The organism is Cephaloticoccus capnophilus (assembly GCF_001580045.1).
GTDB lineage: Bacteria > Verrucomicrobiota > Verrucomicrobiia > Opitutales > Opitutaceae > Cephaloticoccus > Cephaloticoccus capnophilus.
In genome coordinates, this window is the sequence record NZ_LSZP01000020.1 from 58,664 (window position 1) to 74,517 (window position 15,854).

Here is a 15,854-nt window from a genome sequence, read left to right on the forward strand (position 1 = left end):
TTTCGCCTCTGCGCGACGCGCAGAGGCGAAACCAAAATCTGAAAAGGACAATCCCCTGTCGCGTTGCGACAGGTAGAGTAGTAAAAGGGAAAGTAGAGTGATAACCCGTTTGGGCGAGGTGGGAAAAATCACCAGTAAACTCCCGCCTCTAAGTTTGGGTTCCTTTCTACCGAGCGCTTGGCTCGGCTGCTTCGCGTCCGAGTACCAATCGTGATTTTGAAAGCCCTCCGTTCCTGTCGCAACGCGACAGGGGGAATGCTTTCAAATTTGGGATTTCGTCGGCGCGCAACAGCGCGCGGCGAAATCCCAAATTAAATGGAAGCGGTCACTGACCGCCGCCCCACGCGCAGTGGGAAAAGGAGTGGGAGTCAGGGAGGGCTTTAGGCTCCGAGGAGCTCGGCGAGCATTGCCCGCGCTTTGGTGAGCCCCTCGGCTTGCCGCGCCGAGTTTTTCGGATAACGCGCTTGTGTTTTGAGGAGAGCGGCGCAGTGTCTGCGCTCTTGTTCGCGTTCTTTGAGATGGGTTACTTGCTCTTACGAAAGGCAACCAGTCTCTCCGAAATCATGATTTTGGGGGTGTTTTGGATTCGATTTTCGGGTGGAGCGCGTGGCTGCCGTTCGAGAGTGAAGCGTCTCTCGTAAATCCCCGTTTCAACACCATAAATGGCAACTTCGAAGAAATGCCCCTGGCTGCTTAAGTTCAGCCACGTCGGCTCAGCGACACCTGCTAGCTGAAACCGGCGACGACAGCAGGCATAGTGTGCGGTGCGACTCGCGGGCTGCACACGGTATCTTCATCCGGGAGTTGGCCTTGGGCTCAAGCGCGTGCGCTAGCTGAGCTCGGGCGAGAGTGATAGGGCACTATGACGGTAGATGCGGCGCGTGAAGGCCGAAAAGACGCGGGTTCAACTCCCGCCACCTCCACCATGATTACTCACAGCTCTACCTCACCCAAAAAACTCCCCCAAGTCTTAACGCTTCTCAAAAACACTCACCGCTCATTTGGCCCCCCCCCAAGTCCCAAACGCGAAAAATCAGCGTTTCCCTTTAGTTTTTTAAGTATATTGGAAAAATAAAACAAAAAATATTTTGTGTTATAAAAATACAGTTATACTATTAAAATAGCCGTCCCTTATAGAGGCGGGAAATATCATAAATTTTAAAAATTAAAAAAAATGAAACTAAAGTTTATTATTGCTGCGTTTGTGGGCCTTGCGGGTTTTATCACTGCACAAGGGGAAATCGTAAATATCCCCGATCCGAGATTCAAAGCTTATTTAGTTAAAAATCGTGCGATTAACACCGACGGCGACAAGGAAATTTCGGTAGCCGAAGCACAGGCCTTTACTGGAACCATTAACGGTGGGGGTAGAGGAATTTCCGACCTTACCGGAATTGAAGCCTTTGTGAATATAACAGGATTGGATTGCAGGCTTAATAAACTATCTTTATTGGATGTAAGCAACAATACAGCTTTAACCTATTTGGATTGTGGGGGCAATCACCTAACGAGTTTGGATGTAAGCAAGAATACGGCTTTAGAGGAATTGGATTGCAGGGAGAATAAACTAACGAGCTTGGATGTAAGCAGCAATACGGCTTTAGAAAAATTGAGTTGTGGTTTTAATAAACTAACGAGTTTGGATGTGAGCAGCAATCCGGCTTTAGAAATATTGTATTGCTATAGCAATCAACTAAGCAGTTTGGATGTAAGCCAGAATACGGCTTTAACAGGATTGATTTGTGATGCTAATCTACAAAGCAGTTTGGATGTAAGCAACCATACGGAATTAGTGGAGTTGAGCTATATTAGCAATGACTAAGGGCTAGAGTGTAAATAAAAATACGGCTTTAGCAGACTTGGCTTGCTCTAGTAATCCACTACGTAGCTTGAACCTTAAAAACGGGACTAATACAATTATACTCTAAAAATAGCCGCTCCTTATGGGGGCGGGCATCATAAATTATAAATTTTAAAAATTAAAAAAATGAAAATAAAGTTTATTATTGCTGCTTTTGTGGGTCTTGTGGGTTTTATCACTGCACAAGGGGAAATCGTAAATATCCCCGATTCGAACTTCAAAGCGTATTTAGTTGGAAATCCTGAGATTAACACCAACGGTGATGGTGAGATTTCGGTAGCCGAAGCACAGGCCTTTACTGGAACTATTAATTGTAGTAGTAGAGGAATTTCCGACCTTACCGGAATTGAGGCCTTTGTGAATATAACAGGATTGGATTGTAACTTTAATGAACTAACCAGTTTGGATCTAAGAAGGAATACGGATTTACTAAAGTTGAATTGTCGCAATAATAAAATGAATATTCTGGATATAAGGGGAAATACGGCTTTAGTCCATTTGGATTGTCGGGTTAATAAACTAGCGATTTTGAATTTAAGAAACAATACAGCTTTAAAAATATTGAGCTGTGGTTCTAATGAACTAACCAGTTTGGATTTAAGCAAAAATACGGCTTTAGAAAAATTGTATTGTGAATATAATTATAAACTAACGAGTTTGGATTTGAGTAGAAATAGGGCTTTAGAACGACTGCATTGTGATGAACATCTACAAGGTAGTTTGGATCTACGCAACCATACGGAATTGTTAGATTTGCGCTATGCTAGCAAGTACATAAGGCCTTGAATGTAAGTAAAATACGGCTTTATCAGACTTGGTTTGCTCTGGTAATCCACTACGCAGTTTGAATTTTAAAAACGGGAATAATACAGCTATTCCCGTTTCGAATGCGAGCCGTGCTGCTTCTTACGGCTGCGCACCACGCGCAGTGGCGGTCAGTGACCGCTTCCATTTTGCGAGCCGTCGTCAAGTGTTGGCGGCCCGTCAGGCGCGGCGGTCGCGGCGCGCGGATGAAACGGGAACAGACCCTAGCCCTAGCGGCTAATCCGCTACTGCCCTTATTTAAAAAGGTCTGTGCCGCCGAAGACGCCGCCGCCGAGGAGCGCTTCGCCGCGGTAGAGCGCGATGATTTGCCCGGCGGCGAGGGCGCGTTGGGGAGTCTCGAATCGGATGTGTGCGCCGCCGTCACTGTGTTTACTTGGCGTAAAGTGGATGGGGATGCGCGGGTCGCGGTAGCGGACGCGGGCTTCGAGGCCTGTGGCTTCGGTGATTGGCGTAGTGATGAAGCTGAGGCTGTGGATGTGGGCTTCGCTCGTCCAAAGTCCGGGGGCGCTGGGGTCGTCAAAGGCGACGAGGAGCGCGCGGTCGGCGGCGCGTTTGCCGACGACGACGTAGGCTTTGTTATCGGTGTTGGAGGGGATGCCGATGCCGCGCCGTTGGCCGAGTGTGAAGTAGTGTAGGCCGCGATGTTGGCCGAGCGGCAGGCCGTCGCTTGCGCGGATAATCGGCCCGGGCGCGTCGGGCACGTAGGTGCGGAGGAAGTCGGCCATTTTTATTTGGCCGATGAAGCAGATGCCTTGGCTGTCTTTCTTTTGCGCGGTCGGCAGGCCTGCTTCGGCGGCGAGGCTGCGGAGTTCGGGCTTGGTTAAATGCCCAATCGGGAAGCGGGCTTTAGCGAGTTGTGCGCCGGTGAGGAGCGCGAGGAAGTAGCTTTGGTCTTTGTTTTTGTCGGCGCCTTCAATCAGGCGGCAGGCTGTGGCGGCTGCCCTGTTTTGCGCGGATGCGGGCGCGTGGCGCGTGGCGGCGTGTTGCGGCAAAGCGGGGGTGGTGAGCTTTCGGGCGTAGTGTCCGGTGGCGACTGCGCTAAAGCCTTCGGCTTCGGCGTAGCGGAGGAAGGCCCCGAATTTGATTTCGCGGTTGCACATCACGTCGGGGTTTGGGGTGAGGCCGCGTTGGTAGCTTTCGAGCAGGTAATCGACGACGAGGCGGCGGTAGTCGTGCATGAGGTTGACGACGCGAAACTCGATGCCGAGGTGATCGGCGACGGCGCGCGCGTCGCGGATGTCTTCTTCCCAAGGGCAATGGCCAATGGTGCCGTCTTCGTTGACCCAGTTTTTCATGTAGGCGGCGACGACATCGTGGCCCGCGCGTTTGAGCAGCAGCGCGGCGACGGAGCTATCGACTCCGCCGGAGAGGGCCACGAGGACTTTTTCTTTCTCGTGGGGCGGTGCTGCGGAGTCGTGGGGCGTAGCGGCGTGGCGGGCCATAAGGGCAAGCGACACGCTAAGCGCGCAGGTCGTCAAGGGTGACGCGAATCGGGCTCGCGCTCGGGGGCGAGCTTGCGCAGCTCTTAGGTAATTACGCTCGCAAAGCATCCGCGCCTAAGTGTTTCCTGCTTCGCAGTTTGTTGAAACTGCTCCTCCTATGACCGCACATAATCCGTTGATCCGCGCTTGGCTGAGTTCGCTAAAGAGCGGCTACATCGAATATGCACACGACTGGGGTCAGGTGGATGTGCCGGCGGTGCGACTGCGTGGGGGCGAGGGCGTGGAGGCGACGCCGCTTTTCGCGCGGCTGGAGTTTGCGCCGCGGCATGCGGCGGCGCGCCGTTACGGGTATTTTGTTCGGGAGGATGGGGCTTTGGTCTTTGCGTTGCCGAGCGCGGCTGTGCCGGAGGGCGAGCGGGTGTTTGTCTCGGGTGACTTTAACCACTGGCAGGGCGCGGGCGATCCGGTGTGGGAGCTTAAGCCCTACGCCGACAGCTCGGAGGCGGAGGGAAAATACGCGGCGAGTGGGGCAGCCGCTCAGGGTTTTAGCGAGGTCGAGCCCGATTTGCGGCCCTTGTGTTGCTGCGTAGTGCCGCCTGCGCGGCGGCGGGCGGCGATGCGAAAGCTGCGTGATGGGCGGCGCGTGCAATTCAAATTTGTGACTGGCGAGCAGCTCTGGCTCAACGTGCCGGAGGACTCGCCGAATCGGGTGGCGGACGAGCTCGGGCATTTTAACTACCAAATCGATGTGCAGCGGACGGGGCGGCAGTTTTTTAAGTTCACGCTGCGCTGGCCGCTCGACTTGAGCCAGCGCTGGTGGGTCGCGCCGCTGGCCCTGGGCGGGCTTGAGGCGGGCGTGCCGCTAGAGCCGGGGAACTTTTTTTTCTCGCTGGCAAGCGAGTTGCCGCTGGGGGCAATGGTCGAGGACGGGCAAACGTATTTTCGGCTTTTCGCGCCGCGCGCTTCGGCGGTGCGGGTCTTACTCTCGGAGTCGCCCGAGCCGAGTGCGCCTGCCGAGGTGGTTTCGCTAGAGCGGCTCGGCTCGCAGCCCTACATCTGGGAGGCGTGTGTGGAGGGAAATCTGCACGGGCGGTATTATTGGTATCAGCTTTTGGGCGAGGTGGGCGGCGACAAATCCGCAAGTGCGGGCGGCGGCGAGCGCGGTGCGCGGGTGCTCGACCCGTATGCATTGGCCTGTGTGGGGCGCGAGGGGCCGGGGATCGTGATTGATCGGGCGCTGCTGGCGCGGCCCGGGCTCGCGGAGCATTTTTCGACGCCGCAGTGGCAAGATCTCGTCATTGCCGAGGCCCATGTGCGTGATCTGGCCGCGCAGGCCCCGATCGAGCTGAGTGCCGAGGAGCGGCTGGGTTTTAGCGGGTTACGCAAATGGGTGGAGAGCGAGGACTTTTACTTGCAGCGGCTGGGCGTGAACTGCGTGGAGCTGCAACCGGTGCAGGAGTTCGATAACTGCACGCGAGAGGAGTATCACTGGGGTTACATGCCGGTGAATTGGTTTGCGCCTGCGAGTGCCTACGCGCTCGACCCGGCGCGAGCGAGCGGCATCCGCGAGTTGCAGGATTTGGTGCTGGCGTTTCACCGGCGTGGGATCGCGGTCGTCCTGGATGTGGTTTACAACCACCAAGGCGTGCCCGCCGGACTCGCGGCAATCGACCGGCAGTACTACTTTGAGCACAACGCCCAAGGCGAACTCTCGAATTGGAGCGGTTGCGGAAACGACCTGCGCGCTCACGCGGCGATGGCCAAGCGGCTCATCATCGATTCGTGCCGCCACATGATTGAGTGCTTTGGCGTGGATGGGTTTCGCTTCGATTTGGCCGAGCTGATCGGGGTCGATGTGCTCCGCGAGATCGAGCACGCGCTCAAAAAAGTAAAACCCGATGTGATCCTCATCTCCGAGCCGTGGAGCTATCGCGGGCACATCGCGGGGGCTCTGCGCGACACGGGTTGGTCGTCGTGGAACGACGGCTACCGCGACTTTGTACGCGACTACGTGCGCGGCGGCAGCTTGCCCGAGACTTTTGAGTATTTTATAAAAGGCGCGCCGTGGTTTTGGGCGAAGTGGCCCGCGCAAACGGTCAACTACAGTGAGTCGCACGACGACCGCGCGTGGATTGATGTGATTACCGAAAACCCTGACCACAACGGCAGCGTCCCCACGCTCAACGACCGCCGCCGCACGCACCTGATGGCCGCGCTGCTTTTCGCCTCGCTCGGGATACCGATGATCGCGGCGGGGCAGGACTTTCTCCGGTCTAAGGGAGGCGTCAGTAACACTTACCAACGCGGCGACCTCAACGCGCTCGATTACCGCCGCTTGCTGCGGTATCCGGCGACGCACGCTTACTTTGCGGACTGGATTGCGTTTCGCCGCAGCGAGGCGGGGCGGTTCTTGCGCCAGTGGCGGCTGCCCAGCGCGGGTTTCTTCCGGTTTTACCACGCGCCAAACTCCACGGCTTGCGCGGTCGTCTACAATTTCGACGCCAGCCAAGGCCGCCAACGGCTCCTTTTTGCGATAAATCCGACTGGGGCCGAAGTGGAAATCCCGCTCGGCGAGGCCCTGCCGACAGTCTCCCGCTGGACGCAAATTGCTAACCACGAGTGCTTTTTGGGTGCAAATGGCGTGCGCCAGCCGCTCACGAGCCGCCTTTGGCTGCCTGCCTTATCTTGTGGGCTCTGGCAGAGCAGCTTATGACCGCTCAGCGGGGCCGAAAACACCCTTGCTTGCCGAAGCCCGAGCCCCTCAGTCTGCGCGCTGCGTGCGATTTGGCATGACAGTTCGAAGGTGCCGCAAGAGCCACCGTAGCGCTGCCGCCGAGCCGCTCGTGTCCCTTTTCCGATACAAATAATAAAATAACAGAACCCACCTAACCGCACACTTATGGCTATCAAAGTTGGTATTAATGGATTTGGCCGGATTGGCCGCCTCGTATTTCGCGCGCTTGTCGAGCAAGGACTCCTCGGCAGCACCCTCGACGTCGTCGCAGTGAACGACCTCGTCCCCGCCGACAACCTCGCTTACCTGCTCAAATACGACAGCGTGCAGGGCCGCTTCAACGGCACGGTCACGAGCGAGAAATCCTCGCCCGACGCGGCTGAGGACGACGTGCTCGTGGTCAACGGCCACAAAATCAAAGTTCTCGGCGAGCGCGCTGGGCCCGCTGCGTTGCCTTGGGGCGCGCTCGGCGTGGACCTCGTTATTGAGTCCACCGGCCTCTTCACCGAAGCGGAAAAAGCCCGCGGCCACATTAGCGCCGGAGCCAAGAAGGTCATCATCTCCGCGCCCGCTAAAGGCGAAGACATCACCGTGGTGATGGGCGTAAACGACGAGAAGCTCGACGTCGCGCAACACAGCATCATTTCCAACGCCTCCTGCACGACGAACTGCCTCGCGCCGATCGTCTCCGTGCTGCTCAAAGAAGGCTTTGGCGTCGAGGAAGGGCTCATGACGACCGTCCACTCCTACACCGCCACGCAAAAAACCGTGGACGGCCCCTCGAAGAAGGACTGGAAGGGCGGGCGTGCCGCTGCGCAAAACATCATCCCCGCCTCGACCGGTGCGGCGAAGGCCACGGCCCTCGTCCTCCCCGAAGTGAAGGGCAAGCTCACCGGCATGTCGCTGCGCGTGCCCACGCCGACCGTCTCGGTCGTCGATCTCACCGTGCGCACCACGAAGGAAACCTCCTACGCGGAAATCTGCGCGGCGATGAAGAAGGCCAGCGAGACTTACCTCAAGGGCGTCCTCGAATACACTGGTGACGAGGTCGTGTCTTCCGACTTCATCCACTGCAAAGCCTCGTCGATTTTCGATGCGGGCAGCGGTATCGAGCTCAACAGCAAGTTCTTCAAGCTCGTGAGCTGGTATGACAACGAGTGGGGTTACTCGAACCGCGTTGTCGATTTGACCAAGAAAATCGCCGCCGCGCTTTAAGCGGCGGCGCGCGCTCCCGCCCCCCTGCTGGAGCGCGCGCCGAGTCTTTAATGAAATTATATTGAGGAATAACCTCAATTGGTAAAGGAAAGTAAAATAAATATGAAAAAAATAAAACTAATATCACTCCTGGCTTTGGGAATAGCTTCTTTTATAGCTTATTCCAATGGGGCAATTGCTAGCGAGACTGGTAATAATTCAGAGGTTTCAGATAAATCTCTTATAGAAGACGGAAATCTTCTTAAAAACATTAAGCTCCCTGGGCTAAAAGTACTTAGCGATTATTCCGTTCCGATAACCGAGACGGAAGGCGTAAAAGAAATACTTTCTGAGCAAGCAGGTCAGCTTTATGCGGCTTTTAGCAGAAAGTTAGAGGGCGTTCGCTCGATTTCCTATGGTATCGTTCATGAGGGGGATAAATTAAGTTTTGTAAAATTTAATGTCGCAGAAGGTGATTCAGATAATAAACAAGGAGATGCCTCTGTACTGGACGAGAGTTGTCCGGTCGGGTTGCGCCTCATCAAAATTTGTTATACTAGATCTTGCGTTGAGGACACATTAGCTGAACTTGGTCAGCATTTTTCTAACGGAGATACGATCTATGTGCACCATAGCGGACTTGGTGGAGTTATAATATGTTCTGATATAAAGATGAATTAAGTGAATTTTCACTTAAAAAAGACTTTATCTTTGTGATAACAGCTTAACTCTATTTCAGCGTGCGCGTGAGTACGCTGAAGCCCGCAGAGGAGATCAGCAGCAAGTGCTGCTCTCCTCTTTTTTCTGGCTTTTTGCGCCCACTGGCGCGCCCGCCCATGGGCCAAACCCGCCCCTCCGTTCCGATTTTATTAAGATGAGTAACTTCAAATCCATTCGCGACCTCTCCCTAGCGGGTAAGCGCGCGCTAATCCGCGTCGATTTCAACGTCCCTCAGGACAAAGCCACCGGCGCGATTACCAACAACCAGCGCATCGTCGCTGCGCTGCCGACCATCCAGCACGCGCTCGATAGGGGTGCGGCGGTCGTCCTCATGAGTCACCTCGGGCGGCCCAACGGGCAGCGCGTTGAGAAATACTCGCTCAAGCCCGTCGCCGCAGAGTTGGAGAAACTCCTCGCTCGTCCTGTGCGCTTACTCGCCGACTGCGTGGGCCCTGAGGTTGAGGCTGCGTGCGCAAGCCTCGCGCCCGGCTCGGTCGTCTTGCTCGAAAATCTGCGTTTCCACATCGAGGAAGAAGGCAAGGCCAAGGCCGAAGACGGCAGCACGCGCAAAGCCGATCCCGCCGCAGTGGAGGCCTTTCGTGCCAGCCTTACCCGGCTGGGCGATGTGTTTGTAAACGACGCGTTTGGCACCGCCCACCGCGCGCACTCCTCGATGGTAGGTGTCGCCCTCGCCGAAAAGGCCGCCGGTTTCCTTATGGAGGCCGAGCTCAACGCCTTTAACAAAGTCCTCGCTGCACCTGAGCGCCCGCTGCTCGCCATTTTGGGCGGCGCGAAAATCGCCGACAAAATCCCGCTTATCACCAACCTGCTCGAACGTGCCGATAAGCTCATCATCGGCGGGGGCATGGCTTTCACGTTTAAGACAGTCTTAGACCAAATGCCGATCGGTGACAGTCTTTACGACGAAGCAGGCGCGGCCCTCGTCGCCGACCTCGCCGCCAAAGCCACTGCGCGTGGCGTCGAGCTCATCTTGCCCGACGACTTCCTTTGTGCCGATAGCTTTAGCCCAGACGCGCAGACTCAGCCCGCTGACGAAGCGAGCGGCGGCATTCCCGAAGGCTGGCAAGGGCTTGATGCAGGGCCGCAATCCACCGCCCGTTACTGCAAAGCGATTCTCTCGGCTAAGACCATTATCTGGAATGGCCCGGCGGGCGTTTTTGAGTTCGACAAATTTGCGGGTGCGACTCGCGCCATGGCCGAGGCCGTAGCCCAAGCGACTGCGCGCGGCGCGACGACCGTCATCGGCGGAGGCGACACCGCGACCGCCGCCAAGAAATTCGGCGTCGCGGATAAAGTCACCCATTGCTCAACCGGAGGCGGCGCGAGCCTAGAGTTTCTCGAAGGCAAGGCCCTGCCCGGCGTCGTCTTCCTCGAAAGCTAAGCCCCGCCCTGGGACGCGCCGATGTGCGCGTTTGCCAGCTATTCATCGCACAGCTATTTACTCTCCTATGATCACTCGGAAAAAACTCATCGCTGGAAACTGGAAGATGAACAAAAGCGGCACGGAAGCCGTCGAACTCGTCTCCGAACTCGTGACCCAGCTCGGCCCGCAAACCGAAGTCGATGTGCTCGTTTGTCCGCCCTTTACCGCGCTGGAAACCGTCAGCCGCAAACTCGAAGGCACGAGCCTCAAACTCGGTGCGCAAACTATGCACGCTGAGCGCAGCGGTGCCTACACGGGCGAAATCTCCGCGCCCATGCTGCGCGACCTCTACGTCACCTACGTCATCCTCGGGCACAGCGAGCGGCGGGCACTCTTCGGCGAGACCGATGAGGTCGTTAACGGCAAGGTCCTTGCCGCGCTCAAAAACGAACTACGCCCGATTCTTTGCGTGGGCGAAACGCTCGAGGAGCGCGAAGCAGGCGAGACGCTCAAGGTCGTGCAGACCCAGCTTGAGGGTGGCCTGGCGGGCGTCGACGCAGCGCAAGCCGCAAGCCTCACAATCGCCTACGAACCCGTTTGGGCGATTGGCACAGGCAAGGTGGCGACCGCAGCGCAAGCGCAAGAGGTCCACGCCTTTATCCGCGAGCTGCTGGGGGCACGCTTTGAGCCCAGCCTCGCGCGCAAGATCCGCATCCTCTACGGCGGCTCGATGAAGCCCGACAATGCCCCCGAGCTTTTAGCGCAAAAAGACATCGACGGTGGGCTGATTGGCGGCGCGAGCCTAGAAGCCCGCAGCTTCCTAGAGCTGGTAAACGCCGCCGCCGAAGCGAAGTAAGCCTTCGGCGGGGGACGGGGAGCGCACTAGGCGCTCCCCAACTCAGAGTGGCGAGATAGTCTGATAACTCTTCAGCCTATCTCGCTCTCGTATTCTAGGCTCGGTCCCGTGCACTCGATTAAGCCGAGGCTCTGACGAAAGATTTTGCGCGAAGCGCAGAGGCAGGGCTTGGGCTGAGGCGCGGCGTGGGAAGAGTCCGCAGGCGGGGGCAAGGGTGGCGGTAGTAGGCGTATTGGTGCAGGGCCTCACTTCTTGCGGTCGGTGAGGCTGCGGGTGAGGTCGGCAAGGAAGCGGGTGTCGCCGGGGAGCGTGGCGAGTGCGGCGAGGGCGCGCTGCGTTTCTTCCTCGGCGCGGGCTTGGGCGGCGTCGATCCCGTAGAGGCTTACGTAGGTCGTCTTTTCGGCGCGCGCGTCTTTCCCTGCCGTTTTGCCTAAAGTCGCGGTGTCGGCGGTGGCGTCGAGGATGTCGTCCACGATTTGAAAGCCGAGTCCGAGGTGTCGGCCTACAGTGCGCAGGGTTTCGCACTGGGGGCCATCTGCACCGCCTACGAGTCCGCCCATGACGAGCGCGGCCTCGATCATTGCGGCGGTTTTGTTGAGGTGGATGAAGTCGAGCGTTTCGGCAGTGACGGCGTTTTCTGTGCCTTGTTTTTTCTCGGCGAGGAGGTCTTCCATTTGCCCGCCGATGAGGCGGCGGCTCCCCGCGGCGTGGGCGAGCTCGCGAGTGAGGGCGTGGGCGAGTGCGGGACTGTCGGCGTAGTGCTCGGCGAGGAGCGCGAAGGCGTGGGTGAGGAGGGCATCGCCCGCGAGGAGCGCGGTGGCCTCGTCGAAGGCGCGGTGGGTGGTGGGGCGGCCCCGGCGTAGGTCGTCATCGTCCATGCAGGGGAGGTCGTCGTGGACGAGTGAGTAGCAGTGTAGGCACTCGATCGATACGGCTGCGCCGAAAGCGGCAGCCGGGGGCGCAGGGGCGCAGGCCGTTTCACTTGGCGCGGTGTCGTCTCCACCGCGTCTGAGCTTAGTGGGTTCAAACAATTCTGCTGCGGCGAGGCAGAGGGTGGGGCGGAGGCGTTTGCCGCCGCCGAGCACGGCGTAGCGCATGGCTTCGTGGAGCCGAGTAGGGCGCGCGGTGGCGGGCGGCAGGAGTGCGTCTAGCGCGTCTTCGACTTGCGCGGTGTAGTGGGCGAGTTGCTCGGAAAAGGTCATTGGGAAAAGAGGGGGAGTAGGGCGACGAGGTCTTCGACCTTTTCATTTTTCGCGAGGCTTTGTTGGCCTCGCGTCTTTAAGCGGAAGTGAGTGAGGGGTTGTGCGTATGCGGGAAAGAGTGAATTTCGCCTTGGGCTTTGGGCGCGGGCGCAGTCTGCTAACTGGGTGTCGCGCAAACTCAAGGCTATCGGTGTGGTGTCAGGGTTGACGGTGGTTTCGCGCGTGCTGGGGCTTGTGCGCGACCAGTTGAGCGCGGCGGTGTTTGGCACGAGTGCGCTCAACTCGGCGTTTATTACGGCGTTTAGCTTGCCCAATCTATTTCGGCGGCTGCTGGGGGAGGGCGCGTTGACGGCGGCGTTTGTGCCGACTTTGCAGGAGGAGTTGCAGGAGGGCGCTGAGGCGGCGGCGTTTCGCTTGCTCAATCAGGTGGTAAGCTGGCTGGCGCTGGTGGCGAGCGGCGTGGTGGCAGCGGGCATGGGGCTGTTCGCCTGGGGGGCGCAGTTGCCGCAGTTTTCGGGGAAGTGGTCGCTCGCGGCGGAGCTCACGGTAGTGCTTTTCCCTTACTTAGTGTTCGTGTGTTTGGCGGCGGCGTTTAGCGCGACGCTCAATGTATTTAAGCGGTTTACCGAGTCCGCGCTGTCGCCGATTTGGCTGAATGTGGCGATGATTGGCGCACTCGGGGGCGCGGGGCTGCACTTTGCGGAGACGGGCTTGGGGCGGATGCACTGGTTGTGTGCGGGCGTGCTGGCGGGTGGTTTTTTGCAAATGGTGGTGCCGGGGCTGGTGCTGGTGCGGCTGGGCTGGCGGCCTCGGCTGGATTTTACGCTGTCGGCACGGGTGCGTGAGATTGCGCGGTTGATGGCGCCGGGGCTCTTCGGTGTGGCGATTTACCAGATCAATATCTACGTGTCGCGGCTTTTGGCCTTTTCGGTGAGCGATGAGGCGGCGGCGGTCTTGTTTTACGCGAATCGGCTGACGGAGTTGCCGATCGGAGTCTTCGCAATCGCGGTGGCGACGGTGATTTATCCGCTGCTCGCACAGCATGCGGCGCAGCGGCAGTCGGGGGCTTTTGCGGCGGATTATGCGAAGGGCTTGAGGCTGATTTTACTCGTGAATCTGCCTGCTGCGGCGGGGCTAGCTTTGTTGGCCGAGCCGATTACGCGGCTGCTTTTTGAGCGCGGCTCGTTTGGGCCGAGTGACACGGCGATGCTCGTGCCCTTGCTTGCGCTGTTTGCTGTGGGGATGCCGTTTTTCTCAATCACGAGTCTGAGCACGCGGGCGTTTTACGCGCTCAAGGACACGAAGACGCCGGTGAAGCTAGCGGCGGTGAGTTTCGTGATAAACCTCGGGTTAAGTATCGCGCTGATGCGACCGCTGGGGGCGGCGGGTCTGGTGCTGGGGAGCACGGTGGCGATTGGCGTGCAGGCGGTGCAGCTCCAGCGGGCACTGACCGTGCGGCTGCCGGAGCTGGCGTTTGCGCCGCTTTGGGGTGGAGTCGCGAAGCTCGTGCTGGCGGTCTGCGCAATGGCGGCGGTGGTCGGCGGTGGCTGGTGGGCGCTCAAGGCAGGGTGGGTCGTCGGCGGCGCAGGGCAGGGGCTGGTGCGCGATTTCGTGGCAGTTGGCGGGCTGATTCCGCTGGGCGTGCTCGTTTATGGCGGGGCGCTTTGGCTCCTGCGGATTGAGGGCCGCGAGCAGTTGCCCGCGCTGTGGCGAAGGCTGCGCGGGCAGCACGACTGACGACGGATTGGGCGCGCAAGGTGAGCGTTGTTTCTCGGCCGTCGTCTTGCGCGTTTCGCGATTTTTTTAGAATTTTGCCGAAGCGGCGAGTCGGCTGTTTCGCCCAAACTCGGAGGGGAAGCGATGGGGCAGGCACCCAACGCGAGAGATAACAAGCGGACGGGTTTCATTTTGGGGATGGGGTTAGTGGTGGGGCTTTTGTGTGGCAGATGGCAGGCCCTGCCGTTTCTGAGCTTGGGGTCTGTTCCCGTTTCAAACGCGAGCCGCGCTGCTGCTTACGGCGCAGCCCGAAGGGACGAGGCATCTGGCTCGCGGCTCGCCACTCACGTGTGCTGCGCACGCTCGCCGCTGCGTTACTCGTCGCTCATTTGCATGAGCAAACTTCGCTTCTCGCGCCTTGCCGCGCACAAAATCTGCCTCCGTCGCGGCCACGTTTGAAACGGGAACAGACCCTAGCCTTGAATTGATTTAATCAAATTTTAATAACTATAATTAGATATTAATTATGATTTAGAATTAACTCTTAATAACGGGAGCTTTGGAGTGCGAGTCATGGTCTCTAATGCCCAAAAGGGGAAAAAGAAATCGGTGTCCTTTTCACTTTCTAACGAAGAGCTTCAGTCTTTTCTCGAGCGGGCGAGTGCTCACGGTTTTGGTGACCGAAATGACTATGTTTTGGCCTTGTTAGAGGCTGATTTGGCCTTGCGACTGGCTCCTGTGTTTGACCCGAAGGACCGTCGCCTCGTCCTGCGCCCTGGAGGCAAACTTAAATGAGAGTCCCCAAGCTGGATTGGTTTTTAATCGGAATGGGGTTGGCGGCTTTGCTGGCGTGGGCGGTGCCGGGCCCGGGGGCAAGTGGCGGTTGGTTGCGGCCCGAGTTTACGGTTAAGGCGGGCGTGGCACTGATTTTCCTGCTGCACGGGCTTTTGTTGTCCTTTGCGGCGCTGCGAGCGGGGGCGTTGAGCTGGCGGGTGCACTTGGTGGTGCAGGGGTGCACGTTTTTGTTTTTCCCGCTGCTGGGCTTGGCACTGCTACCGCTACTTGAGGGGGTGTTTTCGCCAGAACTGCGGCTGGGGATTTTCTTTGTGTGTGTGCTGCCTTCGACGGTGTCCTCATCGGTAGCGATGACGGCGGCGGCGGGCGGGAACGTGCCGGTCGCGGTGTGCAACGCGACGCTGTCGAGCCTCATCGGCGTCGTGCTTACGCCACTTGGGATGAGCGTGGTGACGGCGACCACTGGTCAGCCAATCCCACTGGGCGAGGTGATTTGGGACCTGGTCGTTTGGATGGTTTTGCCGTTGGCGGCGGGGCAGGTGCTGCGGCCGGTGCTGGGGTCGCTCGTGCAGCGGCACAAGGCAAAGGTCAACCTCGCCGACCGGCTGGTGATTTTGCTCTTGGTCTACACTTCGTTTTGCGAGTCGGTGCGGCGCGACGTCTGGACAGGGCAATCGCCGTGGGCACTTGGCGGAGTCGCGCTCGTGGCACTGGGGCTATTTTTCGCTGCGATGGCTGCAGTGAGGCTCGTGTGCCGTTGGGCGGGGATGCCGCGTGAGGACGAGATTGCGGCGATTTTTTGCGGCTCAAAGAAGACGCTGGCGGCGGGCGTGCCGATGGCGCAGCTCATCTTTGGGGCGACGCCCGCGCTGGGGCTAATCCTGCTGCCGATCATCGTGTATCACCAACTGCAACTGCTCGTGTGCAGTGTGCTGGCGAGCCGCTGGGCGAAGCGGGGCTAGGGGCTGTTCAGCGTTTCAACCGCGAGCTGCGACGGAGCCAGATTTTGTGCGCGGCTCACCAGTGAGCTGCACTTTTCCACTACGCGTGGGGCGGCAGCGTGTCGCTGCACCCATTTAGATTTTGGTTTCGCCTCTGCGCGACGCGCAGAAACGAAACCAAAAT

At 58.4% G+C, this 15,854-nt stretch carries 11 protein-coding genes and 1 other RNA gene; 10 read left to right on the forward strand and 2 right to left on the reverse strand.

What is annotated here, in order from left to right; genetic code table 11:
* Nucleotides 1–571 precede the first annotated feature (571 nt).
* From ssrA to AXK12_RS08815, 3 genes are all read left to right on the forward strand, one after another.
* Nucleotides 572–926: a transfer-messenger RNA gene (ssrA, locus tag AXK12_RS02435) on the forward strand.
* 248 nt (nt 927–1,174) lie between these two features.
* Nucleotides 1,175–1,822, forward strand: a complete 648-nt coding sequence (locus AXK12_RS08440; protein WP_082782580.1) for a leucine-rich repeat domain-containing protein — start codon at nt 1,175–1,177, stop codon at nt 1,820–1,822.
* A gap of 165 nt (nt 1,823–1,987) precedes the next feature.
* Entirely contained in the window at nt 1,988–2,647 is a 660-nt protein-coding gene (locus tag AXK12_RS08815; protein ID WP_156468799.1) for a leucine-rich repeat domain-containing protein, read from the forward strand.
* 272 nt (nt 2,648–2,919) lie between these two features.
* Here AXK12_RS08815 and mnmA read toward each other — a convergent pair whose 3' ends face one another.
* Nucleotides 2,920–4,128, reverse strand: coding sequence for a tRNA 2-thiouridine(34) synthase MnmA (mnmA, locus tag AXK12_RS02440; RefSeq protein WP_068711181.1), 1,209 nt, complete (start codon nt 4,126–4,128; stop codon nt 2,920–2,922).
* A gap of 157 nt (nt 4,129–4,285) precedes the next feature.
* Here mnmA and AXK12_RS02445 point away from each other — a divergent pair, with 157 nt between their 5' ends.
* The 5 genes from AXK12_RS02445 to tpiA all read left to right on the forward strand — a co-directional run bounded on the left by AXK12_RS02445 (nt 4,286) and on the right by tpiA (nt 11,016).
* Nucleotides 4,286–6,841 (forward strand): hypothetical protein, encoded by a 2,556-nt coding sequence (locus AXK12_RS02445; protein WP_068711182.1) that lies wholly within the window; start codon nt 4,286–4,288, stop codon nt 6,839–6,841.
* A 186-nt stretch (nt 6,842–7,027) separates the two neighbouring features.
* Nucleotides 7,028–8,077 carry a type I glyceraldehyde-3-phosphate dehydrogenase gene (gap, locus tag AXK12_RS02450; protein WP_068711183.1) on the forward strand — a complete coding sequence of 350 codons (1,050 nt, stop codon included), beginning with the start codon at nt 7,028–7,030 and terminating at the stop codon, nt 8,075–8,077.
* A gap of 102 nt (nt 8,078–8,179) precedes the next feature.
* Nucleotides 8,180–8,737 carry a hypothetical protein gene (locus tag AXK12_RS08820; protein WP_156468800.1) on the forward strand — a complete coding sequence of 186 codons (558 nt, stop codon included), beginning with the start codon at nt 8,180–8,182 and terminating at the stop codon, nt 8,735–8,737.
* A 193-nt stretch (nt 8,738–8,930) separates the two neighbouring features.
* A complete protein-coding gene (gene pgk, locus AXK12_RS02455) occupies nt 8,931–10,178 on the forward strand; it encodes a phosphoglycerate kinase (protein ID WP_068711194.1) in 1,248 nt (415 codons plus the stop codon).
* 70 nt (nt 10,179–10,248) lie between these two features.
* Nucleotides 10,249–11,016 (forward strand): triose-phosphate isomerase, encoded by a 768-nt coding sequence (tpiA, locus tag AXK12_RS02460; protein WP_068711195.1) that lies wholly within the window; start codon nt 10,249–10,251, stop codon nt 11,014–11,016.
* A gap of 245 nt (nt 11,017–11,261) precedes the next feature.
* On the opposite strand, the gene AXK12_RS02465 is transcribed toward tpiA, so the two are convergent.
* Nucleotides 11,262–12,218, reverse strand: coding sequence for a polyprenyl synthetase family protein (locus AXK12_RS02465; RefSeq protein ID WP_068711184.1), 957 nt, complete (start codon nt 12,216–12,218; stop codon nt 11,262–11,264).
* Nucleotides 12,219–12,383: 165 nt separating this feature from the next.
* On the opposite strand from AXK12_RS02465, the gene murJ reads away from it, so the two are divergent.
* Both murJ and AXK12_RS02475 read left to right on the forward strand, forming a co-directional pair.
* On the forward strand, nt 12,384–13,955 hold the full coding sequence (gene murJ / locus AXK12_RS02470) for a murein biosynthesis integral membrane protein MurJ (RefSeq protein WP_068711185.1): 1,572 nt from the start codon (nt 12,384–12,386) through the stop codon (nt 13,953–13,955).
* A gap of 770 nt (nt 13,956–14,725) precedes the next feature.
* Nucleotides 14,726–15,691 carry a bile acid:sodium symporter family protein gene (locus AXK12_RS02475; protein WP_068711186.1) on the forward strand — a complete coding sequence of 322 codons (966 nt, stop codon included), beginning with the start codon at nt 14,726–14,728 and terminating at the stop codon, nt 15,689–15,691.
* Nucleotides 15,692–15,854: the final 163 nt, after the last annotated feature.

Coding starts and splice junctions, on each gene's coding strand:
- AXK12_RS08440 (WP_082782580.1), top strand. CDS start 1,175: ATGAAACTAAAGTTTATTATTGCTGCGTTTGTGGGCCTTGCGGGTTTT.
- AXK12_RS08815 (WP_156468799.1), top strand. CDS start 1,988: ATGAAAATAAAGTTTATTATTGCTGCTTTTGTGGGTCTTGTGGGTTTT.
- mnmA (WP_068711181.1), bottom strand. CDS start 4,128: ATGGCCCGCCACGCCGCTACGCCCCACGACTCCGCAGCACCGCCCCAC.
- AXK12_RS02445 (WP_068711182.1), top strand. CDS start 4,286: ATGACCGCACATAATCCGTTGATCCGCGCTTGGCTGAGTTCGCTAAAG.
- gap (WP_068711183.1), top strand. CDS start 7,028: ATGGCTATCAAAGTTGGTATTAATGGATTTGGCCGGATTGGCCGCCTC.
- AXK12_RS08820 (WP_156468800.1), top strand. CDS start 8,180: ATGAAAAAAATAAAACTAATATCACTCCTGGCTTTGGGAATAGCTTCT.
- pgk (WP_068711194.1), top strand. CDS start 8,931: ATGAGTAACTTCAAATCCATTCGCGACCTCTCCCTAGCGGGTAAGCGC.
- AXK12_RS02465 (WP_068711184.1), bottom strand. CDS start 12,218: ATGACCTTTTCCGAGCAACTCGCCCACTACACCGCGCAAGTCGAAGAC.
- AXK12_RS02475 (WP_068711186.1), top strand. CDS start 14,726: ATGAGAGTCCCCAAGCTGGATTGGTTTTTAATCGGAATGGGGTTGGCG.